A 25603-nucleotide genomic window follows, 5' to 3' on the forward strand; every position below is an offset into this window, starting at 1 on the left:
TGTGGAGACCATCGCGTACGGACAGGTCCTGGCCCGGTTCGGGCACGCCCTGTCGGATCCGACCAGAGCCCGCCTGCTGCTCGCCTTGCGTGAGGCCCCGGCCCACCCGGCCGACCTGGCCGACCTGCTCGGGGTGTCCCGGCAGACCGTCTCCAACCACCTGGCCTGCCTGCGCGGCTGTGGCCTGGTGGTCGCCGTGCCGCAAGGCCGGCGCACCCGGTACGAGCTGGCCGACCAGCGGCTCGGGCACGCGCTGGGCGACCTGCTGAGCCTGGTGCTCACCGTCGACCCGGCATGCGCACCGGGCGTGGCGGATCTCGACGTGGACACCCGGACGGTGGGGAAGGTGGCGGGCTGATGGCCGCCGAATGCTGCGGCGACGAGGCCGCCACCACCGCGCCTACCGAGCAGGACCACGGCCACGAGCCCGGCCGCTGGTGGCAGATCCGTGAGCTGCAACTGGCCGCGGCGGCCGCGTTGCTGCTGGCGGCCGGCTGGGGCACGGGCCAGGCCGGGTTCGACACCGCCGGCACCGTGCTGGAGTACGCCGCCGCCGCAGTGGGCGCGTGGTCGTTCGTCCCAGGGGCGGTACGGCGGCTGCTGCGCGGCCGGATCGGTGTAGCCACCCTGATGACCATCGCCGCGGTCGGCGCGGTAGCGCTGGGCAAGATCACCGAGGCGGCGATGCTCGGCGTGCTGTTCTCCATCGCCGAAGGTTTGGAGGAGTACGCGATCGCCCGCACCCGCCGAGGACTGCGGGCGCTGCTGGACCTGGTGCCACGCACGGCGAGGGTGCTCCGCGACGGCGTCGAACTGGCGGTCGACCCACAGCAACTGCGGGTCGACGACGTGCTCGTGCTACGGCCCGGGGAACGAGCCGCGACCGACGGGGTGCTGCGGTCCGGACGCACCGTGCTGGACCTGTCCGCGATCACCGGCGAGTCCATGCCCGTCGAGGCCGGCCCCGGTGACACGGTGTACGCGGGGGCGATCAACGGCGGCGGCGTGGTCGAGATCCAGGTCACCGCCGTGGCTGCGGACAGCTCCCTGGCCCGCCTCGTGCACATCGTCGAGCAGGCCCAGGAACGCAAAGGCGCCGGCCAACGCCTGGCCGACCGGATCGCCCGCCCGCTCGTGCCCGCCATAATGCTGCTCGCCACCGCGATCGCCCTGGTCGGCAGCCTGCTCGACGACCCCCGCCTGTGGATCGAACGCGCACTCATCGTCCTCGTCGCGGCCTCGCCCTGCGCGCTCGCCATCGCGGTCCCGCTGACCGTCGTCGCCGCCATCGGCGCGGCCAGCCGCACCGGCGCCCTCGTCAAAGGCGGCCTGGCCGTGGAACGGCTCGGCCGGATCCGGGTTGTCGCACTGGACAAGACCGGCACCCTGACCCGCAACCAGCCCCGCGTGGTCGACGTCGTGCCGGCCGCCAACGCCACCCGCGAACAGGTCCTGCGCATCGCCGCAGCGCTGGAAGCACGCAGCGAACATCCCCTGGCAAAAGCCATCCTCGCCGAGGTCGACACCCCCGACCGAGCCGAAGACGTCCAAGCCGTCGCCGGCTCCGGTTTGACCGGCACCATCGACCAGACCCCGGCCCGACTGGGCCGCCCAGGCTTCATCACCGCCACAGCCTTGGACGACGACGTACGCAGGCTGCAGGACGCCGGCGCCACCGTCGTCGTGGTCGAACGAGCCGGCCAACTGCTCGGCCTGATAGCGGTCCGCGACGAACTGCGACCCGAGGCCACAGACACCGTGACGGCGCTGCGGAAGCTCGGCGTATCGGTCGCGATGCTCACCGGCGACAACCCCCGCACCGCACAGGCCCTCGCCGCCCAAGCCGGCATCGACGCCGTCCACGCCGACCTACGCCCACAGGACAAGGCCGACCTCATCACCAAGTTGCGGCCAGACAAAGCCGGTATCGCCATGGTCGGCGACGGCATCAACGACGCCCCCGCCCTGGCCACCGCCGACGTCGGCATCGCGATGGGCGCCATGGGCACCGACGTGGCCATCGAAACCGCCGACGTCGCGCTCATGGGCGAAGACCTACGCCACCTGCCGCAGCTACTCGGCCACGCCCGCCACGCCCGGTGGATCATGCTGCAAAACGTCGGCCTGTCCCTACTCATCATCGGCGCCCTGATCCCACTCGCCGCCACCGGCGTACTCGGCCTGGCCACCGTCGTGTTCATCCACGAACTCGCCGAGGTGATCGTCATCGCCAACGCCGTCCGCGCCGCCCGGACCACCCCGCTACCGGCCACCGGCACACCGCAACCAGCGATCACCACACCGACAGCCCGGCCGGAACAGCGCCCCACCCTGACCCTGCACGCAGTGACCGCACCGCAGGCGGTTGACGGCGACGGCTGCGGGTGCGAGCCAGGCTGCGCCTGCTGCCAACCAGCCACACCGGCGAGCAGCATCATCCGTACAGGCAGGACCCAGCACTAGCTCCGGCGGCCAGTCAGGACGGGGACGTTGCGGGCTGTCTCGGTCAAATGAACAAGCCGCCGTCTACTTCGAGGCGCCGATCGAACCGTTCCTGCGTTGGACGGTGCTGCCGGTGGTCCCGGTCGCGTTGGTGGCGGTGGTGGTGGCGGCGGTCGTCGCGTCTCGGTGGGGGCGTCGCCCGGCCGCCGGATGGCACGGCTGGCTGCGGTTCCCGATCAGCTCGGCGTTGCTGGCCGCGGCCGGCATGCTGATGATCGACTACGTGGCGGCCTACGCCTCCTATTGCTTGCGGGTTCAGCTGCTGATCCGTTTCGGTGGGCTGCTGATCGGTGTCGGGGCGGCTCTGGCTTTGGTGCCTGGGCTGCGGCTGGTCGTGGCCGTCCGGCTCGGGGTGGTGATGGCGGGGTTGGCCGAGGTCAGCACGACGGGGATTTTGGCAGTCATCTACGCAATCGCGGTCACGGTCTGGTGGCTGCAGCGGCTGTGGCAGCGGCCGCCGCAGCGATGGCTGCCGGGCACGTGATCGGCCCTGCGCGGCATGTCTACGCGGGGAGCTGGCGAGCTGCGGTGATCGCACGGCTGTGGAACGGACTGTGGCTGGTGGCCCTGCTTGTCGGCGTACCGGCCGCACTGGTGGCCACGGTCGGGAACCCGCTGCCGGCGCGTGAGCAGTGGCGGTCGCTGGCGGCCGAGCCCCTGACCCAGGACACCCTGTTCGGGGCGGCCGCCGTCGCCGTGGCTCGTCCACAACTCATCGGGGCAGAGTTCGTAGAGGTCGCCTCACCAACGGCGCGCCTTGTTGTCCCAGATCCCGTAACCGCCTGGAACACCTCTGGCCACATACCGCCGCCTGCTCATTGCCGGGCAAGGTAGCAGGCCCGCCAGTTGTCTCGCACCTGACTTCCTGGCCTATCGGGCGCCATCCTCAACTGCTGCCGACCGGGTGCTCGAGGATCCGGAGACCCTTACCGCGTCCGCATGTTTTCCGCATCGTGGGGTAGCGCTCAGGGGAGGGTTGCTGATGGTTGCTGAGGAGTTCTCGTGTCGATCACCGTTACCGGGGCCACCGGTCACCTTGGGCGCCTCATCGTGGAGTCGCTGCTGCGCCGAGGGGTATCGCCCGATCAGATCGTCGCGGTCGGCCGGAATGTCGCCAAAGCCGCCGACCTGAGTGACCGGGGCGTCGGCGTGGTGCGGACCGACTATGACGACGTCGATTCGCTGCGCCGGGCGTTCGCCGGCGCCGATGAGCTGATGCTCGTCTCAGGCAGCGAGGCCGGCAAACGCGAGCAGCACCGCAACGTCATCGATGTGGCGAAGGACGTCGGCGTTGGCCTGGTTGCCTACACCAGCATCGCCAAAGCGGACAGATCAACAATGAAGCTCGGGGCCGATCACCGGGAGACCGAGCAGGACATCGCTGCCTCCGGCCTGTCCTACGTGTTCCTGCGCAATAGCTGGTACCTGGAGAACTACACCTCTCAGCTGCCGACGTACCTGGAGCGCGGCATCGTCGGTGCGGCCGGCGACGGCAAGGTCAGTGCTGCCACCCGCGCTGACTTCGCCGAGGCCGCCGCGGCGGTGCTCACCGCCGGCGGGCACACCAACCGGGTGTACGAACTGGGTGGCGAGGCGTTCACGATGACGCAGCTCGCCGCCGAGATATCGCGACAGACCGGAAAGCAGGTCACGTACACCGATCTGCCGGTCGTCAGGTACATCGAGTTCCTGGTCACCGCGGGGACACCCGAACCCGTCGCGGAACTCATCGCCGACGGCGACCGCGGCGTCGCCCGGGGCGATATGCATGTGGAAGGAGACGACCTCGAAAGGCTCATCGGACGCCGGCCGACCTCGCTCGCCGACGCCTGCCGCGCTGCCCTGTGACACGGCACCACGAATTCGACAGACTGGCGCATCTGTCCCATGAGCCGGATCGCGACGGTGGGGGAGAGCACCGCCTGTCCCTGCGCGGCCGCCTCGACTGCCCGGAACAGCTCCTCGCGCGGCGCGTCCTTGAGCAGGTATCCGGTGGCGCCGGCCTCGATGGCGGGCAGTACGTCGCTGTCGGTGTCGTATGTCGTGAGCACCAGGACGCGGGCCGGCACACCGCGGTTGGCCAGTTCCGTGATGGCGGTGACCCCGTCAGTCTTCGGCATCCGCAGATCCATGAGGATCACGTCAGGTTGAAGCCTCTCCCCGGCGATGATGGCCTCGGCTCCGTCACCGGCCTCACCGAGCACTTCGAAGCGCGGGTCGGCGCTGAACATGCCCCACAACCCGTCCCGGACCACCGGGTGATCGTCGACGATCAACAGCGAAATCAATCCTTACCTCCTGCGGGGATGGCCGGTACGGCCGCCGAGATCGCCGTGCCGCCACCCGGTTCTGACTCGATGTCCAACCGACCGGCGAGGCGCTGCACCCGCTGCCGCATGCCGGCGAGCCCGAACCCGCCGTTTGTGGAGCCGTTGGCGCGCTTGGCGTTGGGCGGTCACCAGATCTTCCATGTAGGACAGGGTCAGGCCGACCCGGTTGGCTCGCGCGTGCTTGGCCACGTTGGCCAAAGCTTCCTGCGCGGTCCGTAGGAGCGCCACTTCGATGTCGGGGTGCATCGGCCGAGCGTCGCCGGTGGTGGTCGGCACCGCGTCAATGTGGTTCACCTCGGCCCAGCGCCTGGCGACGTCGCTGATCGCGTCCGGGAGCCGGGCATCGGCGAGCATCGCCGGCTGCACCGCGTGGACCGTGCGGCGGGCCTCGGTGAGGCTCTCGCGGGCGAGGTTGATCGCGTTCGTCACGTGTCGGCGGGAGATCGGCGGTGCGTCCAGTGTCTGCTCGGCGGCCTGGAGCTGGGCGAGGATGCCGGCGAGCCCTTGGGCGAGGGTGTCATGGATCTCCCGTGCCATCCGTTGCCGCTCGTCGAGCACCCCGGCCTCGCGGGCCTGGACCAGCAGTTGGGCGTGCAGGCCGGCGTTCTCGGCCAGCGCCGCCTCCAGCTTGAGATTGGCCTCGTGTAGCTCGACGAGCGCCTGTTTCTGCTTGTGGTTGCGTTCGTCGGGCAGCTCGCTCTCCTGTAGCTGCGCGCCGAGCAGCTGCCGCAGCTCACCGGTGTCGCGTTGCGGGTCGATGCCGCAGACCCGGATGGCGCCGCCGTCTGGGCTGCGCAAACCCTCCACACACTCGACCGCCGTGGTCTTACCGGCCCCGTTAGGCCACAGAATGCCGAAGATCTCGCCCTGCTCGACGCCGAAGCTGACCCCATTCACCGCGGTGTGGCCGCCGTACCGCTTGACGAGGTCGTCTACCTCGATGATTGCCATACAGACAAGCGTGATTGTCCGCAGGTCGCGTCGAATCGACTAGGCGGCGACGTCCGGCAGGAACCGTGGTGGACCCCTGATCAACCAACTGGTCGATGCGCGCAGCGTGCACAGCGGGGACTTACCTCCGCGCAATAGTGCGCTAGACCGATGCGACGCCCACGCCGGCCGTACATCCGCGCCGACCGTGATGCCGTTGGCCTCGTGAAATGCCTCGGGAGCGAGCAGTCCGGCCGCGCCGACGCCGATCACGACCAGCCCGGAGAGGAAGAGGATGACCCGGCGCGGGACGGTGTGCCGCATGCCCGTCACCGCCACACGCCGGCAGCGGCGGCGTCCTGGCAGAAGTCGGTGAAGTCGCGCGGCTCCCGGCCGAGCACCTCCCGTACGCCGTGGGCGACGGACGAGTTGCGCCCGTCCAGCACCTCCCGGCACAGGTCGGTGAATAGATTGGCGTAGTCGGCGCCGGCTGCCGAGGTGAGCGCGGCGTGGAGCTGTTCGGCGGTGATGGCGGCGTACTCGACCGGTCGGTCCGCCGCCCTCGCGATCTCGGCTGCGGCCTCGGCGAAGGTCAGCAGGCGCGGCCCGGTGAGCTCGTAGAGCCGGCCCGCGTGACGCTCATCGGTGAGCGCCGCCACGGCTACCTCAGCGATGTCGTCGACGTCCACGAAGGGTTCGCCGACCTCGCCGGCCGGCAATGCGATCATGCCCGACAGCGCCGGCTTCAGCAGGTGGCCCTCGCTGAAGTTCTGGTTGAACCAACTCGCCCGGATCAGTGTGTGGCTCAGACCGGAATCCCGCACGATCTCCTCGCATCGCTGGGCGTTGATCTCGCCCCGGCCGGTGAGCAGCACCAGGTGGCGTACGCCCGCCTCCGCCGCGGCCGCGGTCAGCGCCTCGATCGCCGGTGGTGCGCTCGGCGCGGCGAGGTCGGGGAAGTAGGAGATGTAGGCGGCGTCGACGCCCGTCAATGCCCGAGCCCAGGTCGACGGCTGCTCCCAGTCGAAGGGCGGGTCAGACTGGCGCGAACCTGCTCGCATGGCGTGCCCGCTCGCCGCCAGCAGGCTGGCTATCCGCCGGCCGGTCTTGCCCGTCGAGCCGATGACGAGGGTGGTTGATGGCCGCATGGATGCTCCTCGATAGTCGCGGCTTCGCTTCGTTATGAGTCCATCGTCACGCCGGCTCCCCGGACTCACAATGATTCAAAATCCGTACTGCTTTGCTCATCGTCCAGTCCTGTAGACGATAGGCAAAGACTGCTGACATTGTCGGCCCATGCGCCCGTTCCCTGCCCCCGCCGACCTCCTCGGTGAGGCACTGCATCTACTTCGCCTCACCGGCACGCTCTACTGCCGGGCCGAGCTCACCGCGCCCTGGGGCGTGGAGGTGCCGGAGTTGCCGGGCTTCATGACGTTCCAGGTGGTAACGACGGGCCGCTGCTGGCTGGAGATCGGCGGCGCCGAGCCACGCGAGCTACAAGGTGGCAGCCTCACCCTGATCCCGCACGGCACCCCGCACAGCATGCGCAGCAGCCCCGGGGTGGCTACCGCACCCCTCTTCGACCTGCCGGTCGAGCTGATCAGCGAGCGCTACGAGATCATGCGGCACGGCGGCGGCGGGGAGCCGACGCACGTCACCTACGGCGTGGTGCAGTTCGACCACCTCGCGGCGCAGCGGCTCGTCGCGCAGCTCCCCGAGGTCCTACAGATCGACACCTGGGACGACGAGGACGCCACCTGGCTGCAGAGCACGCTACGCCTGATCAGCCGGGAGGCGGTCGCGCTGCGGCCGGGCGGCGAGACAGTCATCACCCGCCTCGCCGATGTCCTCGTCATCCAGGCCATCCGCTCCTGGCTCGACACTGCGCCCGAGGCGAACGAGGGCTGGCTGGCGGCCCTGCGCGACAACCAGATCGGGCAGGCGCTGCTCTCGATCCACCGCGCGCCGGAACGGGAGTGGACGGTCGCCGCACTGGCGCAGGTGGCCGGCATGTCCCGCTCAGCCTTCTCCGCGCGCTTCACCGATCTCGTCGGCGAACCGGCGATCCGCTACCTCGCGGTGTGGCGGATGCAGCTAGCCCGGGAACACCTGCGGCAGTCCTCGGAGCCGATGTCGACGGTCGCCCGGCGTTTCGGCTACCAGTCCGAGGCGGCCTTCTGCCGGGCCTTCAAGCGGGAGTTCGGTGTCCCACCGGGCAGCTACCGCCAAGCCCGCGCCATGCCCAAGATCACCGCAGCTCTTCAAGAGGAAGCCATGATTCAGCCCATGGTCGGCTAAAACGGGCGCATGTCGTCGCCGACGTCCACCACGACGGACACCGCGGTAGCTCACCTCCTTCTCCTCGCTGATCGTCGGCTCCATGTCGGTGTCCAGACTGCGGTGTCGGGGTCGGGGTCGGCTCGCCTGGAGTCGAGGTAGTCGCGGAGCTTACTGAGCGCCGGGTGCGGGTTGTCGTCGCGCCAGATCAGCGACATCGGGTAGATCGGTGCCGGGTCACGCACCGGTATGCGCCGCAGGTCGTAGCTGTCCGGCCACAGGTACCGCGAGTTTTCGCCCACGAATGTCGCCAGTTGCGCGGAGTCGGCGATCTCGGCCAGCAGGGCCTCGTATCCGAAGACCGGCCCGAGCCTGTCGATCGTGAGGCCGAACGCGGCGGCGATCTCGTCGTAGTAGTCGGCCCACTCGGTGCCCGGAGCCATGCCAGGCATCCAGATCCGATGTCCGGCCAGTTGTGCGGGCGTGACCGTCTGAGCGTTGGCGAGCGCGTGACGGGGTCCGACCAGTAGCCGGTGTGGCTCGTCGATCACGCGGGCCGTCCGGATCGCCTCCGGCAGGAGCCGCGGGGGAGCGGTGACGGCGTGGAAGGTGGCGTCGATCGTCCCGGCCTCGACTGCGGCGATCGCGGCGTCGACGTCGGCGCTCAGCAGGGTCACGACGTCCAGCTCGATCTCGGGATGCGCGCGGTGGAAGTGCTGCAGCACCACCGCGGGCGCGATCCGCCGGCTGTGGACATCGACGCGCAGCGCGCGCCGGCCGGGGCGCACGGACGCGTCGGCCCGCGCCTCCACCCGGAGAAGCTCGCGGGCGTGGGGCAGGAACGCTTGGCCGTCGATGGTGAGCTGGGCTCCCCGGGCGGTGCGGGTGAACAGGCGCACCGCCAGATCCTTTTCCAGCGCCGCGACGCGCTTGGAGACGGCCTGCTGCGTGATCGACAGGGCGGCGGCGGCTTCCTGGAACTGGCCAGCGTCCGCGATGGCGACGAAGGTGCGCACGGCGTCAAGATCCATCCGTTGACCGTACCCACACAACGAATGGTTGTGGCTTGCGGATGTCTCGGTTGTTTGATCCGCCTTCAGCCGCCCTGATTCGATCACCGCGATCAACAGCGGGTTGTTCAGAAGGAGGGCGCTGTGGACCGGCGGTTCGGGTGGTTGTGGGCGGCGTACGCGGTCAGCGCCTATGGCTCCGCGCTTGGGTTCGGTGCGTTCCCGCTGATAGCCGTGCTGGTGTTGCACGCCAGCCCCGCCCAGGTGTCCGCGTTGGCCGCGGTGGGGCCGGCGGTGGGCGCGCTGATCGCGCTACCGCTCGGGCCGTGGGTGGAGTTCCATCGCAAGCGGCCGGTGATGATCTCGATGGACCTGGTCAGGTTCGCGGTCCTGATGACGATCCCGGTCGCCTACGCCGTCGGCCGGCTCAGCTTCGGCCTGCTGCTGGTCGTCTCCGTCGTGGTCGCCGCGGCAAGGATCGCCTTCAACGCGGCCAGCGGCGCCTACCTCAAGGCCATCGTCCGGCCGGAGAGTCTGCTGGTGGCCAGCGCGAGGTTCGAGTCCACGACGTGGAGTTCCATCGCGGTCGGGCCGCCGCTGGGCGGGTCGGCGATCGGCCTGTTCGGGCCGGTCGCCACCGTGGTGGCCAACGCACTCAGCTACCTGCTGTCGGCACTGGGCGTCATCGCGATCCGTGACCGGGAGCAACGCGCACAACGTACCGGCGGCGGGCGGGTCCGGGCCGGCGAGCTGCTCGACGGTTGGCGGCACGTCTGGACCCACCCCGGCCTGCGGCCGCTCTACCTCAACAACCTGCTCGTCGGTGGACTGATCATGGCCACCGAGCCGTTGCTGGCCGTGCTCATGCTGGGGCAGCTCGGCTTCGCACCATGGCAGTACGGGCTCGCCTTCGCCGCGCCCTGCCTCGGCGGACTCATCGGCTCGCGACTGGCACGCCGGGTCGTGGCCCGGTTCGGCCAGTACCGCATCCTGCGTACCGTCGGCACGTTGCGTGCGGTCTGGGTGATCGGCCTGGCCTTCGTCCAGCCCGGAGTCGCCGGCCTCGCGACGGTGATGGCCGTCGAACTCGCCATCATCGTCAGCGTGAGCCTGTACAACCCGGTGCTGGCCACGTATCGGCTGGCGCACACCCCCCAGGACCGCATCGCGCGCACCCTGTCGGCCTGGTCGATTAGCAGCAGCGTCACCATCGCCGTCCTGAGCGCCCTCGGCGGACTGCTCGCCACTGTCACCAGCCCGCGCATGGCCATCGCGGTGGCCGGACTGCTCATCCTCGCCAGCCCGCTGCTGCTACCGCGTGTTGAGGCGTTGTCGCCTGGTGCGGTACGGCAGCACGAACAGGTACAGGCCGGTGCCTAGGAGCAGGAAGAGCGGCAGCAGCGGCGACAGGTAGACCCATTCGGCGGGCTCGTCCTGTACCAGGACGACGACGGTGACGATGACGACGGACGCGGTGAAGGCAATGGCCACCCAGCGGTGGAACTGCCGAATCCACTTGCTCCAGCTCATGGGAACCTCCTCGGTCGTTGCGGGTTCCCGGACGACGCTAGGCGCGGCTCGGCGCTCCGCGCTTCTTCATTCCTGCCCGGTTCGTCCGTCTACATCAGGTGCGATTCCAGTGTGGACGGTTGGTGTATGCGGGCTTTGGTGATTTGCGTTTGACGTATTAGACTGACCGCCGGGAGCGCTCCCATGCGCCCCCATGACAACGGAATATACGGGGGAGGACGTCGATGCGCGTCGGTAGAGGCGTGGCCGCGGCGATGATGTCGCTTGCGCTGATGTTGGGCGGCGGCACAGCCGCCTGGGCAGATCCAGCCAAACCGGGTGGTGGTTCGCCGGCTGGCACGGCACTACCAGACGGCTGGCAGCTACGAAGCAGCGGATCAGGGTTCGAGCTGGTCTGGCGTACGCCGAATCCCGTGCCGATCGGCGACGCGATGGTCGAGTTTCACGCCGGTGGCCGGCTGCTGGGATGGCCGGTGGCCGAGCCTGATCAAAAGACGTTCCGGCTCGTCATCGACGGTGTGGCGGCGCGAAATCTGGCCGACCCGCAGGTTCGCGCGGCGGGACGGCGCCTCGACGCCACCGAGGTTGACCGCGGCCCGGCAGGCACCGCACGGTCGGCTCTCGCGGCGGCGCAACTGCCGCCAAATGCCGTCGATCCGGGTACACCCGGTCCCTACACCACGATCTCCGGCGAATACACACTGCCCGACGTCAGCCTGCCCGGCTTCACCACGCCGGTGGAGATGCGCGGGTTCGTCGTGGCACCGCAGGGCACCTCGGGCCAGCGCCCGCTGGTGCTGTTCCTGCACGGGCGGCACGCCACCTGCTACCAGGGCACCGCGCAGCCGAGGCTGGCTTGGCCCTGCCCGGCCGGTTGGACGCCGGTGCCCAGCCACCTCGGATACCAGCGGGCACAGCAGCTGCTGGCGTCGCAGGGCTACGTGACCGTGTCGATCTCGGCAAACGGCGTCAACGCTCAGGACAGCGTCCTGATGCCGCCGGTCGATGGCGGTGCGCAGGCGCGGTCGTCGCTGGTCCGGATCCACCTGGGGCGCTGGGCGGACTGGGCCGGCTCGGGCCGCCCGACCGCACCCGACGTGGTGCGCAACGCCCCGGTGGCCGACATGACGCGGGTGATGCTGGTGGGTCACTCGCGCGGCGGCGAGGGTGTCAGCAGGGCGGCGGTCGACAGTCTTACGCCGCCGCCGGCCGGCCGCGACGGATACACCGGCACGGTGCGCTGGCAGATCCGCGGCCTGGCGCTGATCGCTCCCACGCTGCTCGCGCAGAACCCGCAGCCAGACGTGCCGTCGATGACCATCCTCTCCGACTGCGACGGCGACGTCTCCGACCTGCAAGGCCAGCAGTACATAGACGCGACCCGCGGGATCGGCCGCGGGTTCGCCCTGCACGGCTCGGTCTTCGTCATCGGCGCCAACCACAACTTCTACAACACTGAATGGACACCGGGACTGTCCGTGTCCCCGTCGTTCGACGACGCGAGCTTCCACGACCCGGTCTGCGGGCAGGGTAGGCCCACTCGGATCACCCCCGAGCAGCAGCAGAAGGTCGGTGCCACCTACGCCGCGGCGGCGGCGGCGACGTTCGTGGCCGGCAACGACCAGGTCCGCCCGTTGCTGGACGGTTCCGGGGTACGGGCACCGTCGGTCGACCCGGTGGTCGTGCTGAGCCACGCGGTGGGCGCCAACCGTACGCCGTTCATCGTGCCGGGCCCGTCCACTGTGGTCAGTGGCACCGGCGGTCTGCTGTGCGACGTGGTCACGGCAACACAAACGCCGACCTCGTGTGACGGCAGTGGCCCGCACTTCGACCAGTTCGAGCCGGTCGAGCCCGAGGCGGGGCGGTACGCGGTGCGGGTGAACTGGACGGCGCCGGGCACCCCGGTCACGATCCAGCCGCCGGCGCCGGTCTCGTTCTCCAACGCGCAGTCGCTGGCGCTGCGGGTACTCCTCCCCGGTGGCGCGCCGAGCACCCAGTTCGACGTCGCCATCGCCGACTCCGCCGGTCGGCGAGCCGTCCTCGGTACGCCCACGCTCGAACCGCTGGTCCGGCAGAACTGGGCACCGGAACTGCGGATGCCGCTGACGAACGCCGTCGCGGCCGGGCTCAACCTGAGCCAGATCGCGCGGCTGGAGATCGTGCCGCGCGCTGGCGGCGAATGGTCCCGTATCTGGGTGTTCGACGCCTGGAACTGGCGAGCCGGCCTGCCTGCGCCGCAGCCGGTCAGCCTGCCGCGCGTCGACCTGGGCGAGCTGACCGTCCCGGAGGGCGACTCGGGCACCGTCACCTACCAGGTGCCGGCCCAGGTCTCCGGCAGCGGCAACGGCCGGGTACGGGTCTTCGTCGTGGACCCGGCCACCGGCCTCGCGACCGCCACCGTCGTGACCATCACGCCGGGTGCCACCACGATCAGCATCCCGATCCAGGTGACTGGCAACACCCAACCGGGTGACGGCCGCTCGTACGTCGTAGCCGTCAAAGCCGTCAGCAGAGCGTCGGTCGGCGACGCCTACGGAGTCCTGACCGTCCAGGACGACGACGCGTAACCGGCAGCGGCGTTCTCCGTGGGCGGCGACCACCGCGTCACCGCCCACGGAGAACGCATGACCCTAGTGGCTAGCGAGCTGGAACAACCACGCCCCCCATCGGTCGCGTCCCCCGCCAGCCCTTCTGCCGGCCTTCTGACGGCTCGGGCCCCGTGTGTTCACCGGCCAGGAACGTCCAATGACGGCCTTCAAGGACAGAGGACGCAGACCTGCAACAGGCGGCGCGCTAGTCGGGTTTCGAGCCGCCCGCGAGTGAGCACTAGCGTGCGGCATGCCTGGCGTGCTTGATGAGTAGGGTCGAGGCGGCCAGCGCCGCGGTGCCGGCGACCACCAGCGCGCTGCCACGCCACTGGTCGTCACCGGATACGCCCATGAAATCCACTTGTGAGGTTCGGTTGATGACGGCGTACCACAGCATGAGATAGGTGGCTTGGAAGAGGCGCTGGTTGCGGCTGACGACGCCCAGGGTCAGCGCGAGGGTCGGAATGAACGGTGCGGCCGCGCACCAGGCGGCAACACCATCCCAGTCGGTGGCGGCGGCCAGCCGCAGCAGCGGTCCGATGCCGGCGAGAGCGGTCAGGGCGAGCCCTGCCGTCCACTCCGCAGCAAGCCGGCGGTGCCGGGCCGGCGCAGTGTCCACAAGAGAGTGGACCTCGTACTCGTACTGTTGCGTCCCCAGCCGGGACCACGCCACTACGGGCCACAGCCAAGCCAGCGGCAGCAACGGATAGGTCACGGCCCGGGTGGGCGCGGCGAGCGCGGCTACGGCCAGCGCCAGCCCACACAACCACCACCACCACCACCAGCGGATCCCGCCCAGCAGTATCCGCAATTCGCCGGCGACCAGCGCACCGAAACGCGGGCGGATGACGGCCGCCGTGCGGGGGGTGCGCACCTTCGCGAAGGCTTGATTTGTGGGCCGCTGCGCCGGCTCGACGGCGGCGGATGACAGTCGCCGCTGCCCGACATGGGCGTCGAACCGGTTGAACCAGGACGAGGCGAGCAGGACGATGGCGACCGCGGCGCCGACGACCATCAGGCGGCCACTGACGAGTTCCGCCGTGAGGTCCAGGCCGGACCAGTCGAACCGCGGGGCCGGCTGTTCCTCCACGACGAGCCCAGCGGAGAGCTCGGTGTCCGTCGCGCTGGGGTGTTGGCTGAGTAAGTCTGGTCGCATCGACTCGGCGACCGAGGCAAAGCCCAACGGGTCGAATCCGCCGATCCGGGTGGTGGTGGCGCTGACGACCACGATCCATCCGAAGAACCAGACGACGTTTCCGGCGGCGCCCTTGAGCGCCGGCACGGTCTCGAAGACCAGCGCGCCGGCCGCACCGATCGCCATGACCGGCAACGGGAACAGTAGGAACGGCAGGAGAAGCGCAGGCAGGTCCAACGTGTCATGCTCGCCGCGGGCGACGAGCATGAGCAGCGCGCTGAGGGCGAGGACAGCGGTCATGACGAGCAGGACGGCCAAGTTGCTGGCGAACTTGCCTAACAGGTACGCCGGTCGCCGCAGCACGGTCGCGGCGAGGATCTGTCCCACCTTGCTCGCCTCATCCCGGGCAACCGCGTTCTTAACCACGTAGAACCCGGCTAGCGACAACCACAATCCGCCCACCAGTGCGACCGCGGTGCCCACATACGACGCGTCGTACGTGCCCCGGAACGCGCCGACCCGCAGCATCGCGTAGGTCGCCGACGGCGGCGGGACGGCGGCGTAGCCGAGAGCGACAGCGCCGAGCAGGACGACCGCGAAGGCCGGCCGGCGCACCCGCTCCCGGAAGTCGGCGAGAGCGAGAGCGGTAACCGCCGTCATACCGTTCCGCCTTCTACTGTCGCTGCTTCCCGATCCTGGCCGCGAACCACCCACAGGTACGCGTCCTCCAGTTCCGGCTCGACCGGCACCGCGCCAGCGGCTGGCACGGCATTGTCCAGGACACGGACGCGTACCCCGTCCGGGGTGTGCACCGCCCGGCTGGTGAGGTGCCGTTCCCGGAAGCCGGGCAAGTCGGCGGAGGCCACCAGGGTCTCCCAGACCGAACCGGCCATCTCCCGCAGCAGCTGCTCGGCCGTGTCCAAGCGCCGCAGCTGTCCGCCGGCCATGACGGCGATGCGATCGGCCACCGCCTCGACGTCGGACACGATGTGGGTGGACAGGATGACCACCCGGTCGGCGGCCAGCTCTACCAGCAGGTTGCCGAACCTCATCCGCTCCTCCGGGTCCAGGCCCACGGTCGGCTCATCGACGATCAGTAACCGGGGATCGTTGAGCAGCGCCTGGGCGATCCCGACCCGCTGCCGCATTCCGCCGGAAAACTTCCCAAGCGGACGCCGCCGTACGTCCGTCAGATTCACCAGGTCGAGCAGCTCGTCGATGCGGGCCCGGGCTGGCCTCGGGGACAGGCCCTTCACCGCCGCCAGATAGGCCAGGAACTCCGGCGCGGTCAGGTGTGGGTACACGCCGAAGTCCTGTGGCAGGTAGCCCAGCACCCGGCGCAGCCGGTCGGGCTCGGCGACGATGTCGACGCCGTCCCAGAGCACCCGTCCGCCGGTCGGCTTGGTTACGGTGGCAAGGATCCGCATCAAGGACGACTTACCGGCGCCGTTCGAACCGAGCAGCCCGAGCACCCCGGTGCCGACCCTGAGGGTCAGGTCCCGCACCGCGTAGACGCCACCCCGGTACACCTTGCTCACCTCACTCATCTGCAGATGCATACTGCCGACGCTAGGGCCCCGGGAGGGGTCGGGCATCGGCAGCGAGGCCGAGCCCGGACGCAACTATCGATGGGCCGGCCCGCGAACCAGTGTTCGACGATCGACACGTGCCTGGTGGGCTGCGCGTGAGTGCACCGCGGCGCATCGACGCGGTTGTCGTCGGTGGGCTGGCGCTGGCCGCTGCCGGGCTGTGGTACGAGGACTACCGGGTCGTCGGCGTGGCCTGGTTATTGGGAAGCGGGCGACGCCGCATCGTCGGCGACGCGCAACGGCTACGCCTGCTCGCCGCGCAATTGCGTGCCGAGCGGGAACCAGCGAACGCCGGGGCGGTCCGTGCCGAACGAGCCCGAATCGCTGTCGACCTGCACGACATCGTCGCGCACCACATCAGTGCCATTGCGGTACAGGCGAACGCCATAGCCGATCTGCTGGCAGATGGGCGACGAGAACCCCGACGGAAACCACGCTCGGGTCGGTAGGATCGCGGCGACCGCCGACGCGGCGCTTGTCGAGATGCGGCGAATGCTCAGACTCCTGGTGGACCCAGACGATCGGCCGGCCACACCGGGCGAGCCTTCGCTGGCTCACCTCGACCGGCTCGCCCACGTCGCTGAGGCGGCCGGCTGCCGCCTGCGGGTGAACGTCGAGCAGGCCGTGATGGCGGTGCCCGGCTCGTTGCAGACCTGCGCCTACCGAATCGTCCAGGAAGCACTGACCAATGTCGCCGGGGCCACCGACGGCGCGACCGCCGTCACCGCCGCCCACTCGGACGTGGTCCTCATGGACATACGCATGCCCGGCGTTGACGGCGTCGAGGCGACCCGCCGCATCCACCGCGAATGGAGCTCGCACCAGCCAAAGCCCCGAGTCATCGTCCTGACGACGTTCGACCTCGACGAGTACGATCTACGCCGCCCTGCGCGCCGGCGCCAGTGGCTTCCTGCTCAAGAACTGCACGCCCGCGCAGCTCGTCACGCTGACCGCCCGCGAGCGGGATGTGCTCCTACTCGTCGCCACCGGCCTGTCCAACGCCCAAATCGCCGAACGCCTCGGTGTGAGCGAAGCCAATGTCAAGGCCCGGGTCAACCGCATGCTCACCAGGGTCGGTCTGGACAACCGGGTCCAAGCGGCCATCCTCGCCTGCTCCCACGGCCAGCTGCCACCGCCGCAGCCAGATGGCAGACGGGCAAGGTCCGGCTGCGCCGTGCGACGCCACCATGCCCAACCCGTCCCCACCCGGCGGGTGCGCCCGGCCGCATCGGCGGTAACAACCCCGTAGCGACTCCATGCACAGGCGAGATCCCCAACGTGACCAGAACCGCCAGATCGGGCCGGACTTGGCCAACAGTCGCTAGGTGCGTTCGCCATTCGGGCCCGGTAGTGGTTGTGGTGGTGACGCGGGTCTGCGAAAACATCACGCGGACCGCGCCCCAGAACCCGAGCGTGCCGTCACCGACGCCAGCGCCACCGCGACCGGGCCGGGACGCTCGGCCGAGCGGTGCAAGCCGCCCTCATCAAGGCTTTGAGGAGGTTGCCTTGTCCAATATGAGGTGTCGGGCGAGAGTGGCGTTCGCGTCTGCGTCCAATGTGGCGTGCTTGAGCGCGGCCGCGGCCGGTTGGTCTAAATAGACGTTGGTTCCCGGGACGGCGACGTCACTGTCTGCGGGGGCGGGCACGATCGAGAAAGCAAATTTCTTGTCATCGATTTTTCGGATGCTTAACCCGGCGTCCGGATAGGTATCGGTGTTGGTCATCCGCCGCACGGCTCGAGCGGCGTTGCTGGTGACAGCTATCACCGTGGTCCTCCTCGTTGGATGATGCTTTCTTCTTGCAGGTTGCCCCCGGGGCGTGGCGGCAACCCCATTCGGCCCGGAAGTCACGAGACCTTCACCGGACTGCGAGGATCGTCATACAACTGTCAAACAGCAACGTGATGACCCTTCCCGGACCAGGCCGATTGCAAAGTCAGTTGATCTATAAAGGCTGTACCTGGTGGGCGCAGATACTCACGTTCCTGCACGCCGGGAACAGCGCTCCCTCGATCAGCGACATGTCCATCGAGGTCTTACCGGCCTTGCGCATGGCGAGCATCATGGCGCTCATCACCGCGCCACCGGCCAGACCGGCGTACAACGCCGAACTTCCGTGCGGCCCCGCAACCGTCGTCGGCCTCTTCACGGCGGAGCGGAGCCATGCCAGCACGTGAGTGTTTGGCTCCCTGCGGACGGGGTAGGCGCGGCAACGCCATATCACCGCAACGAGAGAGGAAACCCTACTCATGCTGACCAGCACAGTGATCGGCGACACGAACATCGTCATGGCCGCGTACGACGGGGCGTTGACGGAGCCGGAGGTGACTGTGGCCCGGGAAAGGCTCGCCGACGTCATCGCCCAGCACGGCAAGGCACGGATGCTCGTCGAGTACGGGGACGTGGATTTCGGGAAGATGGAGCCGCGCGCCGTCTGGGAAGACCTGAAGAGCGCCGGGTTGATGCGCGACGTGGAAAAGGCCGCCGTGCTCACCGACACCAGGTGGGTCAAGGCGCTCAGCAAGGCCACCGGAGCGGTGGCGCCGACCGACATCCAGGTCTACGACACCCGGCAACGCGCTGAGGCGCTCAGCTGGCTTCAGTCGTGACAGCGCCGTTCAGCGCCGTCGGTGCTGAAGGTACGGAAGCGCCAGTGCTCCGGCGAGCACCGCGACGATGCCTCCCGACCGGTGTTTGTTGGTGCGGGAGTGGGGTAGCCGCCGTGCTGAAAAACGAGATGGATTACGAACGACAGGGGAGTGGTGCCGGATGGTCGCGCAGCGCCTGCCGACGGTGATCGTGGTCACGGGTGCCAGCGCCGGGGTGGGCCGCGCGGTCGTCCGTCGCTTCACCAGGCGGAAGGTCAAGCTCGGCTTGATCGCGCGTGGCGAGACCGGGCTGGAGGAAGCGGCCGACGAGGTGCGCGCGGCAGGCAGCCGTGCTGGCCGGACCGAGCTTCGCGGTGGCGGGCTCGATCCTGGGTAACCGCTTGGCCCCAACCTGATGGACTACTACTTCGCTCCACCGGGTACCGGGCGCAGCAGACCGGCGTGGAGCGGGATCCCGATCGCCCTTCGAACCTGTGGGAGGCGCTGGACGGCGCAGACGGTGTGGACCACGGCGCGCACGGCAGCTTCGACGACCGGGCACGGCCGACCAGCCCGCAGGTCTGGCTGTCGCAGCACCGCGACTGGATCGTCGCTGCGACGGCGGCGGCAGCCGGCGGTGTCGCGGTGCTGGTCAACCGCCTACCGCACGGCGAGGGGTGGACGTTGCGGAGTGTGGCGGCGATCCTGGCCAACCCCCGCTACACCGGCCGACAGATCTGGAACCGCCAGTACAACGCGGGGCCGGACCGTGGTCGGAGCGGTTGAGGTGGACCATGAGGCGGTGGAAGATCGGCCCGTACACCAGATCCATGAGCACACCCGGGTCGGTGCCGGGCGGTAGTTGCCCCTGCTCCTCGGCTCCGCGCAGGCGGTGCCGGAACTGCTCGATGCGGGGGCGGCGGTGCCAGTCGTCCAAGTCGACGTCATCGTGCACGAGAGATCCTTTGGTCGATTCGCAGGACACGTCTGCGTGATCCCGTACGCGGCTCCGCTTTCCTGACCAGCCGTGCGGTGCCAGCAACCCCTTCGGGATCATGCAGATTGTTTCGAAGGCCGGTCAGGCTATTGCCCGCCAACCTCCTGCAACACACCATTAAGGCTACCCACTGAACTATGCGGAGAGGCGCCGAAGGAGGTGAATCTTTTCGCCTGCGCGAACGGCTCAATGAGCCATTCCACGTAACGATGGGTTGCGTTGTGTAGTCAACCGTTGAGTGGGTGCATGACACGCCGGATCGGTTGTGGTGCAACGAGAAGACGCAGAACTTAGGCTCGCGCGGCGACCGCAGCACGCGGCCAACGCTTCAGCCACCACCGCCAAGCGCAGTCGACGGTAAAACGACGGTGGATTGACTTGTTCCTCGATATTGACGTCGTCGAAGTCTGGCCACCGGGAGTGAGTTACTCGTCCCCGTGGCGCTTTGAGGCGGCAGTGCGGAAGAACTGCGGGTGCTGCACGGATCGGTCCGACTCGGTTCCGGATGGTTTCCACACATGGATTGGAGATAACCAACGTGGAACAGATTGCCACTGAGCAGCGAGGGCGGCCTCTGTGCTGGGCGCGCGTGCTGTCTCGGCTGGAGGCGCGGCGTGGGAGCCGCAATCAACTGATGCTGCGTACTCGACCTGCGGTGGTCACCGCGATCATGGCGATCATGGCGATCGTGGCCGGCGCGGTGGGAGTAACGGTGCCCGTTGCATCGGCTGCCGCGAGCCCGACTGACGCGCGTGCGGCCGTAGCCGAAATTGAACCCGCCGCAGTTGTCGAGGCCAGGGCCAGGGGAACTCTCGTGGAACAGCGGCACCTTGAGGAGCTGGTGGCTCAAGGGTTGTCGCTAGAACAGGCCGCCGCCCAGGTCCTGACGGAGCAGACGCAGGCAGCCGATTTGAGTCGGCGTCGAATAATGGAACTGGCGGCACAAGGAATGACTCCGCAAGAGATCGCCGACGCCACGCCAGGGTTGTTTCTGGCCGCCACGGCTCCGGACGACCCCGGTCCGACGAGTACTAACGGAAGCCTGGAGCTCCACCATCTGACTCGCTACTACTACACAGACTGCAGCTGCGACCACCTAGTGGCGCACTGGACGCAGCTGAACGACCTGGAGAGCGGAAAAGACCTGGTCGGAATACGAGTTGAGGAATCGACCCAGATGCTCGGTGGACGCATCACGCATTGCGACACTGGAGCCAATCCCGACAAGTGCTACGTCGACGACGTCGACTATGAGGATCCCAACGGCGTAGCCCACGACTTTTCCAGTGAGAATGGCGAACGCGGTACGATCTCAATGTCGGTGAAACAGTACGCCTCAGACGGACCAGGGCCATGCCAGATGTTCGCCCACTACCGTCACGCCTGGGAATCAGTCTCCATCTCCGGCGTATCCATCACCACGGACAACGTCACCGTGAACTGGTCATTCAGCGACAACGAATGGCATAGGTCGAAGGCCGGTCCGGGCGTTGCGTGCTAGCGCGCATCATTGACCGATAACGACGGTCGGGTCGCCAGGGGAGGCCTCACCCCTGGCGCCGGCCGCCTCGAACGCGCCGCCCTGCTGGCCGGCGCGCGCCGTTGACACCCTTCGTGCGGGATCACGCAACCGGCGACACGAGTCGGTAACGGGCATGGAAGTGATCTGCCGGTGCTGCTTCCATGAGTGAAGCGCGACGAAGGGTGTCGATATGTCGATTCGACAAGCGCAACCGGCGATGCTGATCGGGGCGGCGGTACCGTCGTTGATCGGATTGGGCTGCTCCCCCGACGCGGACCTCATCTACCGGACGATGGTGACGCTGGGGCCGCAGACCAGCCGCGGCCTCCGCCTCGGCCTCGGCATGGCGGCGGGACGTGTCGAGCGGGCGATCGAGGAGCTCGAGGCGGTCGGAGCGGTCGTCCCGAGACACCGCCAGCCCCGGATAGGTCTACTATGGACGGCGCGACAACCGGCCGAGGTCGTCGCCGCCCTGCGGCGTCGGCGTGTCGCGCCGCAGGCCCAGGCCCCACAGGCCACCGCGCCGTCGAACGTGAGGTTCGAACTCGCGGCCGTACCGCCGGGGTCGCAGGATATCGGCGACGGCCTGCGGCACCTGCGTAGCCGGACACTTACCCGCGAACGATTGGCGGAACTCGCCACCATCACCCGCGACGAGCACCTGGCGATGAACCCCGAGCCCGCCTTCGAGCAGGGCGCGGTCCGCGCGGCCGCGCCGCTGGACCGCAATCTCCTGGCCCGCGGGGTACGAATGCGCGTTCTCGGCGTCCATTCGCCGGAGGTGGATCCGCTGGCCTCCCACGGGCGGTCACCCGCGGACCAGCGGCCCGACTACCGCCAGGCAATTACCGTGTCGATGAAGCTCATCGTGGTCGACCGGAAGGTCGCCCTGTTCCCCGTCGACCCACACGACTACGACCGCGGATACCTGGAGGTGGCCCAGGCGCCGGTGGTAGCCGCACTCGTGGCGCTGTTCGAACGGCAGTGGCGAAGCGCCTGGGACCCGCGGGAGGAACCCTTGACCGAGATCACCTTGACCGCCCGCGAGCAGGCCTTGATCTCGCTGTTGGCGCAGGGGCACACAGACGTCACCGCCGCACGCGAGCTCGGTATCAGCGCCCGGTCGGTCTCCAACATCCTGCGCCAGCTGATGGACCGCCTGCGGGTGGAGAACCGCTTCCAACTTGGCCTCGCCCTCGGTGTGCTTCACACCGTCCCGCCGCCGTGGCGGGCGGCGCCGTCGAACGGAGAAACAACACGATGAGAAGACGTAGCAGCCACCGGATGCTGCTGGCGGCCGTGACCACACTCCTCGTCGCGGCGCCGGCGACTCCTGCACACGCGGACGATGACTGGGTAAGCCCGCCCTGCGCGACCGGGGAGATCACCGCAAGCTCCGGCGCCGTGACCCCCGACGGCGATCTCGTGATCCAGGTCGACGGCTGGAGCGCCCGGTGCGGGGTAGCGGCCACGACCGGCGGACAGCAGTTCGGTCTCATCATCTACACCTCCGCAGGCGCATGGATCGGCCAGCTGACCGACTACCTGGACGCCGGCCCGACACCCGTCTCCTACCTGGTCAACTACACCGTCAGCACCGCGACCCTCGGTGGGCTGCCACACGCATTGTGCCTGGCTTACGCCGAGGAGCGCCGGATGTCCTGCGTCCACGTGTCCTCTGCCGGTCCCAACCAGCCGCCGAACACGTTCCACCTCGACCACAAGAATTCGTCCCTCGTCACCCGCCGCTGCGACGGGTACTGCGGAAACTGCGTAGGGGAGCCCGGCGTCGGCTGAACAGCAATGGTCCGATGACCACAATGCATCCGCGCGCAGGCGTCGTGTCGCGCCTGCACCGCCTGCTTCCATCAGCGCGTTGGAGCGCTGCAGTACCATGCGAGCAATCCGTTCTCTCAGCGCTGAGACGAGCGGGCGGCCTCGACGGCTTGCCGCCGTGCCGCCTCGTGCGGCACTTCGGCTTGATAGCCGCGAGCAGCAATGTGCCGGAGGAATTCCGGCTCCGGGGCGATGCCGTGCTCGCTTCTCACCCACGTCCGCCGTGGGGCGTCACCGCTCGGTCCTTGTCTCGACGCCGACAGGCGCGACGATAGCCTCCACTTCTCCGGCCAGGCCGGTTTACGTCCTCCTCGCGCACGTCGAGCCGTGGAACACCGATCCGCTTAACAGCGCTTTCCCCGGAAATCGGTGCCGCGGAACGTCGCTGTGTCTAGGAACTCGACGTCGCTGCCTGCCAAGGCATGGCTAGCGCTGACAACGCCATTCGAGTGCTTGAGTACGCGCCTGGCTGTCCGAGCCGTGCCCGACTATCACGCGTCCGTCATCACTGAGCCCGGTAGCCGTCAGAGAGGTAAGGTTCTTTGGCCGCGGTAGGCGAAGTAGCCCGTCTGGAGTAAGGATCGCCGGCAGCGATTGTTCGAGTATTCCGGTCTGCCCAGCGAGCCATCCGAGCTTGTTGTGGCCGTTTGCCTGCGCGAAGGGCTCCTGCTCGGGCAGTACGATGGCGGCGCCCGTGCGCACGTCTACGTGTACGTAGTCGTGGACGAGCTCCTTCTGGCCTGGAACCTTGCGGGCGACGGAGCCCGTTACCCGACCGGCCTCCAGTCGACCCGCGTCGTCTCGTCGTTCGTCGGTCAGGGTTAGCGCGTGAAACCCCTTTGCCTGGACCCCTTCCACCGTGGGCAACGGCAAAGTAGAGGCGGAGCCGCTCGTTGGCCAAAGATATCCACGTTCGCCGGCCGGATTGTCGCCGGCGAGGTACACCGTTCCGACGACGGTCCCGTCGTCAGCGACGTCGGAGGCGTAGCCCTTGCTCGCTTCGCCAGGTAGCGGTAGGTCAACCGGTTCTTCGTTCCATGCCTGCCAGACCACCGGTACCGCGCGGTCGCTCGAGACGTTTCGATAGCCGGCGATGCGACCTGCCTGGTTGATAGCCACTGGAACCGTACCCGCGGAGCCGCCGAGTCTGTTCAGTTTCCCGTCGCGATAGACCCACGGTACCTCCTTGCCGCCTTGGAAGCTGGATCCGACGGCCTCGCCCGCGGCGTTGACGTCTACGAGGCGCTGGTCTGAGCCCGGAACCGGAATTTGTTGCGGCGTGCCGTCGTCCCACATGATCACGTGTGACTTTCCGTCAGCGGACTGGGAGCGGCCCACGACATAGCGGCCCGTCGGGTCGATCCCCGTTGCGATGCTCTGCGCCGGATCTCCCGGAACGGGGAGTTGCGCGAGGCGGCACCCCGTCGGAAGACCGCCTGACCCGGCGGGGTCCGGCGAGTTGTCGGCCGATGTCGTGGCCGATGGTGTCGGCAACTCAATTGCGGCTGGGGGAGCGTCGGGTCTCGTCGCCGTGGCTGCGAACACTCCGGATGCGACAGCGAGCATGGTCACGCTCGCACCCGCAGCGACAGTACCGATTCGCCGGAGTCGGATCTTGCGCCGTCCACTGAGCACGGCCGCGGATACGTTTGCGGCACTGGGTTGGGCCGGCCCGACACGCGGATCGCGCAAAGGGCCGAGCAGGTCGTTGGCGAGCTGGTCTTCATCCGTCATTTCGCTTTCCCTTCGTCGTTGGCGTGCTTGCCCTCACAATCGGGCTTTCTCGCGCGGATGTCCGCGGTCCTTCGAGCTCGCGACGCAGAGTCGCGAGTCCACGCGAGCTCTGGCTCTTCACAGTCCCGGGCGTACACGCCAACATTTCCGCAACTGCCTCGACGGGCTGGTCATACAGGAAGCGAAGGACCAGCACCGCTCGTTGCCTGGCCGCCAAGCGCCCGAGCGCGGCCATGAGCACCATCCGGTCCTCGACCTCGGATCCGGACGTCGAGGGCGAGTCCGGCATCGACTCCATGAGACGTACCTTGGTCGACCAAGCCAACCGCCGCTCACTCAAGTGTTTACGCACGAGGATCCGATTCACGTAGCCTTCGAGGTTCGAGACCCTGCGCGCACGGCGCCAATGCACGTACAGGGCCGTCATCGTCTGCTGCACGAGGTCATCCGCCCGGTGCTCATTCCCGCAGAGGAAGTAGGCGAGGCGACGCAAGGCGGGCAGCCGTGCGGTCACATAGTCGACGTACTCGCGTTCCAGATCGGACGTCATCGTCTGCTGCTCCTCCGCCGGGGCCGTCCCCACCCAAATAAGGCTCTTCTGACTGATCTGTGGGTTGGTTTGGGCGGTCATCGACCGTGGAGGGTGGGTCGGTGGCCGCCCAGTGAGAGCATGGCCAGGGCGATCAGTGCGTCGGCGGAGTGGAACCCGAACGCCATCCGGGTGATCAGCCGGATCTTGGTGTTCATCGACTCGATCCGGCCGTTGGACAAGCCGTGGCTGATGGTGGCCAGGATCGCCGTGCGGTGAGCGGTGATACGGCGTTGCAGGGTGACGAACGCCGGGATCCGGCTGCGGCGAGCCCAGCTGGTCCACCGGTCCAGGGCCACCACGGCGTCGTCGGGGCTGGTCTTGGCGATTTGGAACACTGCTCGTAGGCCCTCCTTGAGCAGGTAGGCGCGGTAGAGCATCGGACTGGTCTTGGCGATCCAGGCCAGCTTGGCGGTCTGTTGTTCGGTGAGGGTGTCGGGGTTCTTC

At 68.5% G+C, this 25603-nt stretch carries 27 protein-coding genes and 4 pseudogenes; 16 read left to right on the forward strand and 15 right to left on the reverse strand.

The features are described from left to right. Position 1: 1 nt before the first annotated feature. The 5 genes from V6V89_RS22040 to V6V89_RS22060 all read left to right on the forward strand — a co-directional run bounded on the left by V6V89_RS22040 (position 2) and on the right by V6V89_RS22060 (position 4350). On the forward strand, positions 2 to 358 hold the full coding sequence (locus V6V89_RS22040; protein WP_334621113.1) for an ArsR/SmtB family transcription factor: 357 nt from the start codon (positions 2 to 4) through the stop codon (positions 356 to 358). Then, a complete protein-coding gene (locus V6V89_RS22045) occupies positions 358 to 2463 on the forward strand; it encodes a heavy metal translocating P-type ATPase (protein WP_334621114.1) in 2106 nt (701 codons plus the stop codon). Before V6V89_RS22040 ends, V6V89_RS22045 begins: the two co-directional genes overlap by 1 nt. Before the next feature lie 112 nt (positions 2464 to 2575). Then, the gene (locus tag V6V89_RS22050) at positions 2576 to 2986 is read left to right on the forward strand and encodes a hypothetical protein (RefSeq protein WP_334621115.1); all 411 of its coding nucleotides are present in this window, start codon (positions 2576 to 2578) and stop codon (positions 2984 to 2986) included. 44 nt (positions 2987 to 3030) lie between these two features. Further along, on the forward strand, positions 3031 to 3336 hold the full coding sequence (locus V6V89_RS22055) for a hypothetical protein (RefSeq protein WP_334621116.1): 306 nt from the start codon (positions 3031 to 3033) through the stop codon (positions 3334 to 3336). 168 nt (positions 3337 to 3504) lie between these two features. Beyond that, positions 3505 to 4350 (forward strand): SDR family oxidoreductase, encoded by an 846-nt coding sequence (locus V6V89_RS22060; RefSeq protein WP_334621118.1) that lies wholly within the window; start codon positions 3505 to 3507, stop codon positions 4348 to 4350. A 26-nt stretch (positions 4351 to 4376) separates the two neighbouring features. Here the strand turns inward: V6V89_RS22060 and V6V89_RS22065 are convergent. From V6V89_RS22065 to V6V89_RS22085, 5 genes and pseudogenes are all read right to left on the reverse strand, one after another. Further along, positions 4377 to 4790, reverse strand: a pseudogene (locus V6V89_RS22065) (response regulator); the annotation flags it as partial. Beyond that, positions 4787 to 4900: a hypothetical protein gene (locus V6V89_RS22070; protein ID WP_334621119.1), complete on the reverse strand. Its 114-nt coding sequence runs from the start codon at positions 4898 to 4900 to the stop codon at positions 4787 to 4789. The gene V6V89_RS22070 and the pseudogene V6V89_RS22065, both read right to left, overlap by 4 nt. A 346-nt stretch (positions 4901 to 5246) precedes the next feature. Next, a pseudogene (locus V6V89_RS22075) lies at positions 5247 to 5783 on the reverse strand (ATP-binding cassette domain-containing protein); the annotation flags it as partial. A gap of 39 nt (positions 5784 to 5822) precedes the next feature. Next, positions 5823 to 6086, reverse strand: coding sequence for a hypothetical protein (locus tag V6V89_RS22080; protein WP_334621120.1), 264 nt, complete (start codon positions 6084 to 6086; stop codon positions 5823 to 5825). Positions 6087 to 6091: 5 nt separating this feature from the next. Beyond that, positions 6092 to 6910, reverse strand: coding sequence for an NmrA family NAD(P)-binding protein (locus V6V89_RS22085; RefSeq protein ID WP_334621121.1), 819 nt, complete (start codon positions 6908 to 6910; stop codon positions 6092 to 6094). A 148-nt stretch (positions 6911 to 7058) separates the two neighbouring features. Here V6V89_RS22085 and V6V89_RS22090 point away from each other — a divergent pair, with 148 nt between their 5' ends. Further along, on the forward strand, positions 7059 to 8060 hold the full coding sequence (locus V6V89_RS22090) for an AraC family transcriptional regulator (protein ID WP_334621123.1): 1002 nt from the start codon (positions 7059 to 7061) through the stop codon (positions 8058 to 8060). A 50-nt stretch (positions 8061 to 8110) separates the two neighbouring features. Here the strand turns inward: V6V89_RS22090 and V6V89_RS22095 are convergent, their stop codons facing one another. Next, positions 8111 to 9070, reverse strand: a complete 960-nt coding sequence (locus tag V6V89_RS22095) for a LysR family transcriptional regulator (protein WP_334621124.1) — start codon at positions 9068 to 9070, stop codon at positions 8111 to 8113. 123 nt (positions 9071 to 9193) lie between these two features. On the opposite strand from V6V89_RS22095, the gene V6V89_RS22100 reads away from it, so the two are divergent. Continuing rightward, entirely contained in the window at positions 9194 to 10429 is a 1236-nt protein-coding gene (locus tag V6V89_RS22100) for an MFS transporter (protein ID WP_334621125.1), read from the forward strand. Here V6V89_RS22100 and V6V89_RS22105 read toward each other — a convergent pair. After that, on the reverse strand, positions 10361 to 10579 hold the full coding sequence (locus V6V89_RS22105) for a hypothetical protein (RefSeq protein ID WP_334621126.1): 219 nt from the start codon (positions 10577 to 10579) through the stop codon (positions 10361 to 10363). The two genes, V6V89_RS22100 and V6V89_RS22105, sit on opposite strands and share 69 nt — an antisense overlap. 224 nt (positions 10580 to 10803) lie before the next feature. Between V6V89_RS22105 and V6V89_RS22110 the strand changes: the two genes are divergently transcribed. After that, positions 10804 to 13146 (forward strand): alpha/beta hydrolase family protein, encoded by a 2343-nt coding sequence (locus V6V89_RS22110; protein WP_334621127.1) that lies wholly within the window; start codon positions 10804 to 10806, stop codon positions 13144 to 13146. Between the two features lie 259 nt (positions 13147 to 13405). On the opposite strand, the gene V6V89_RS22115 is transcribed toward V6V89_RS22110, so the two are convergent. After that, complete coding sequence (locus V6V89_RS22115; protein ID WP_334621128.1) at positions 13406 to 14962, reverse strand: hypothetical protein; 1557 nt, start codon at positions 14960 to 14962, stop codon at positions 13406 to 13408. Continuing rightward, positions 14959 to 15861, reverse strand: coding sequence for an ABC transporter ATP-binding protein (locus V6V89_RS22120; RefSeq protein WP_334621129.1), 903 nt, complete (start codon positions 15859 to 15861; stop codon positions 14959 to 14961). Before V6V89_RS22120 ends, V6V89_RS22115 begins: the two co-directional genes overlap by 4 nt. A gap of 125 nt (positions 15862 to 15986) precedes the next feature. Between V6V89_RS22120 and V6V89_RS22125 the strand changes: the two genes are divergently transcribed. Continuing rightward, complete coding sequence (locus V6V89_RS22125) at positions 15987 to 16340, forward strand: histidine kinase dimerization/phosphoacceptor domain-containing protein (RefSeq protein ID WP_334621130.1); 354 nt, start codon at positions 15987 to 15989, stop codon at positions 16338 to 16340. A 178-nt stretch (positions 16341 to 16518) separates the two neighbouring features. After that, positions 16519 to 17032, forward strand: a pseudogene (locus tag V6V89_RS22130) (response regulator); the annotation flags it as partial. A 343-nt stretch (positions 17033 to 17375) separates the two neighbouring features. Here the strand turns inward: V6V89_RS22130 and V6V89_RS22135 are convergent. Further along, positions 17376 to 17657: a hypothetical protein gene (locus V6V89_RS22135; RefSeq protein WP_334621132.1), complete on the reverse strand. Its 282-nt coding sequence runs from the start codon at positions 17655 to 17657 to the stop codon at positions 17376 to 17378. A gap of 178 nt (positions 17658 to 17835) precedes the next feature. Continuing rightward, positions 17836 to 18063: a hypothetical protein gene (locus V6V89_RS22140; protein WP_334621134.1), complete on the reverse strand. Its 228-nt coding sequence runs from the start codon at positions 18061 to 18063 to the stop codon at positions 17836 to 17838. 76 nt (positions 18064 to 18139) lie between these two features. Here V6V89_RS22140 and V6V89_RS22145 point away from each other — a divergent pair, with 76 nt between their 5' ends. From V6V89_RS22145 to V6V89_RS22155, 3 genes are all read left to right on the forward strand, one after another. Further along, on the forward strand, positions 18140 to 18499 hold the full coding sequence (locus V6V89_RS22145) for an STAS/SEC14 domain-containing protein (RefSeq protein WP_334621136.1): 360 nt from the start codon (positions 18140 to 18142) through the stop codon (positions 18497 to 18499). A gap of 160 nt (positions 18500 to 18659) precedes the next feature. Further along, the gene (locus tag V6V89_RS22150) at positions 18660 to 18875 is read left to right on the forward strand and encodes an SDR family NAD(P)-dependent oxidoreductase (RefSeq protein ID WP_334621137.1); all 216 of its coding nucleotides are present in this window, start codon (positions 18660 to 18662) and stop codon (positions 18873 to 18875) included. A 65-nt stretch (positions 18876 to 18940) separates the two neighbouring features. Continuing rightward, a complete protein-coding gene (locus tag V6V89_RS22155) occupies positions 18941 to 19264 on the forward strand; it encodes a recombinase family protein (protein WP_334621138.1) in 324 nt (107 codons plus the stop codon). Positions 19265 to 19307: 43 nt separating this feature from the next. Here the strand turns inward: V6V89_RS22155 and V6V89_RS41760 are convergent. Further along, positions 19308 to 19535: pseudogene (locus V6V89_RS41760) on the reverse strand (hypothetical protein); the annotation flags it as partial. A 529-nt stretch (positions 19536 to 20064) separates the two neighbouring features. Between V6V89_RS41760 and V6V89_RS22160 the strand changes: the two are divergent. The 3 genes from V6V89_RS22160 to V6V89_RS22170 all read left to right on the forward strand — a co-directional run bounded on the left by V6V89_RS22160 (position 20065) and on the right by V6V89_RS22170 (position 22794). After that, positions 20065 to 20976: a hypothetical protein gene (locus V6V89_RS22160; protein ID WP_334621139.1), complete on the forward strand. Its 912-nt coding sequence runs from the start codon at positions 20065 to 20067 to the stop codon at positions 20974 to 20976. Positions 20977 to 21187: 211 nt separating this feature from the next. Beyond that, complete coding sequence (locus tag V6V89_RS22165; protein ID WP_334621141.1) at positions 21188 to 22261, forward strand: helix-turn-helix transcriptional regulator; 1074 nt, start codon at positions 21188 to 21190, stop codon at positions 22259 to 22261. Further along, positions 22258 to 22794 carry a hypothetical protein gene (locus V6V89_RS22170; RefSeq protein ID WP_334621142.1) on the forward strand — a complete coding sequence of 179 codons (537 nt, stop codon included), beginning with the start codon at positions 22258 to 22260 and terminating at the stop codon, positions 22792 to 22794. The genes V6V89_RS22165 and V6V89_RS22170 overlap by 4 nt, the downstream gene beginning before the upstream one ends. 465 nt (positions 22795 to 23259) lie before the next feature. Here the strand turns inward: V6V89_RS22170 and V6V89_RS22175 are convergent, their stop codons facing one another. From V6V89_RS22175 to V6V89_RS22185, 3 genes are all read right to left on the reverse strand, one after another. Beyond that, on the reverse strand, positions 23260 to 24567 hold the full coding sequence (locus V6V89_RS22175; RefSeq protein ID WP_334621143.1) for a hypothetical protein: 1308 nt from the start codon (positions 24565 to 24567) through the stop codon (positions 23260 to 23262). Further along, positions 24557 to 25117: a SigE family RNA polymerase sigma factor gene (locus V6V89_RS22180; protein WP_334621144.1), complete on the reverse strand. Its 561-nt coding sequence runs from the start codon at positions 25115 to 25117 to the stop codon at positions 24557 to 24559. The genes V6V89_RS22175 and V6V89_RS22180 overlap by 11 nt, the downstream gene beginning before the upstream one ends. Positions 25118 to 25194: 77 nt before the next feature. Then, positions 25195 to 25603 (reverse strand): transposase (locus V6V89_RS22185; protein WP_334621145.1); only part of this gene is annotated, 409 nt, incomplete at its 5' end.

The sequence above is a fragment of the Micromonospora sp. CPCC 206061 genome, assembly GCF_036906915.1.
Taxonomy (GTDB): Bacteria; Actinomycetota; Actinomycetes; order Mycobacteriales; family Micromonosporaceae; genus Phytohabitans.

What these genes read in the sequence shown, in the direction of transcription:
- V6V89_RS22045 (WP_334621114.1), top strand. Translation starts at nt 358, where the DNA reads ATGGCCGCCGAATGCTGCGGCGACGAGGCCGCCACCACCGCGCCTACC.
- V6V89_RS22070 (WP_334621119.1), bottom strand. Translation starts at nt 4,900, where the DNA reads ATGCGGCAGCGGGTGCAGCGCCTCGCCGGTCGGTTGGACATCGAGTCA.
- V6V89_RS22080 (WP_334621120.1), bottom strand. Translation starts at nt 6,086, where the DNA reads ATGCGGCACACCGTCCCGCGCCGGGTCATCCTCTTCCTCTCCGGGCTG.
- V6V89_RS22085 (WP_334621121.1), bottom strand. Translation starts at nt 6,910, where the DNA reads ATGCGGCCATCAACCACCCTCGTCATCGGCTCGACGGGCAAGACCGGC.
- V6V89_RS22090 (WP_334621123.1), top strand. Translation starts at nt 7,059, where the DNA reads ATGCGCCCGTTCCCTGCCCCCGCCGACCTCCTCGGTGAGGCACTGCAT.
- V6V89_RS22095 (WP_334621124.1), bottom strand. Translation starts at nt 9,070, where the DNA reads ATGGATCTTGACGCCGTGCGCACCTTCGTCGCCATCGCGGACGCTGGC.
- V6V89_RS22105 (WP_334621126.1), bottom strand. Translation starts at nt 10,579, where the DNA reads ATGAGCTGGAGCAAGTGGATTCGGCAGTTCCACCGCTGGGTGGCCATT.
- V6V89_RS22110 (WP_334621127.1), top strand. Translation starts at nt 10,804, where the DNA reads ATGCGCGTCGGTAGAGGCGTGGCCGCGGCGATGATGTCGCTTGCGCTG.
- V6V89_RS22115 (WP_334621128.1), bottom strand. Translation starts at nt 14,962, where the DNA reads ATGACGGCGGTTACCGCTCTCGCTCTCGCCGACTTCCGGGAGCGGGTG.
- V6V89_RS22120 (WP_334621129.1), bottom strand. Translation starts at nt 15,861, where the DNA reads ATGCATCTGCAGATGAGTGAGGTGAGCAAGGTGTACCGGGGTGGCGTC.
- V6V89_RS22145 (WP_334621136.1), top strand. Translation starts at nt 18,140, where the DNA reads ATGCTGACCAGCACAGTGATCGGCGACACGAACATCGTCATGGCCGCG.
- V6V89_RS22150 (WP_334621137.1), top strand. Translation starts at nt 18,660, where the DNA reads ATGGTCGCGCAGCGCCTGCCGACGGTGATCGTGGTCACGGGTGCCAGC.
- V6V89_RS22165 (WP_334621141.1), top strand. Translation starts at nt 21,188, where the DNA reads ATGTCGATTCGACAAGCGCAACCGGCGATGCTGATCGGGGCGGCGGTA.
- V6V89_RS22170 (WP_334621142.1), top strand. Translation starts at nt 22,258, where the DNA reads ATGAGAAGACGTAGCAGCCACCGGATGCTGCTGGCGGCCGTGACCACA.
- V6V89_RS22175 (WP_334621143.1), bottom strand. Translation starts at nt 24,567, where the DNA reads ATGACGGATGAAGACCAGCTCGCCAACGACCTGCTCGGCCCTTTGCGC.
- V6V89_RS22180 (WP_334621144.1), bottom strand. Translation starts at nt 25,117, where the DNA reads ATGACGTCCGATCTGGAACGCGAGTACGTCGACTATGTGACCGCACGG.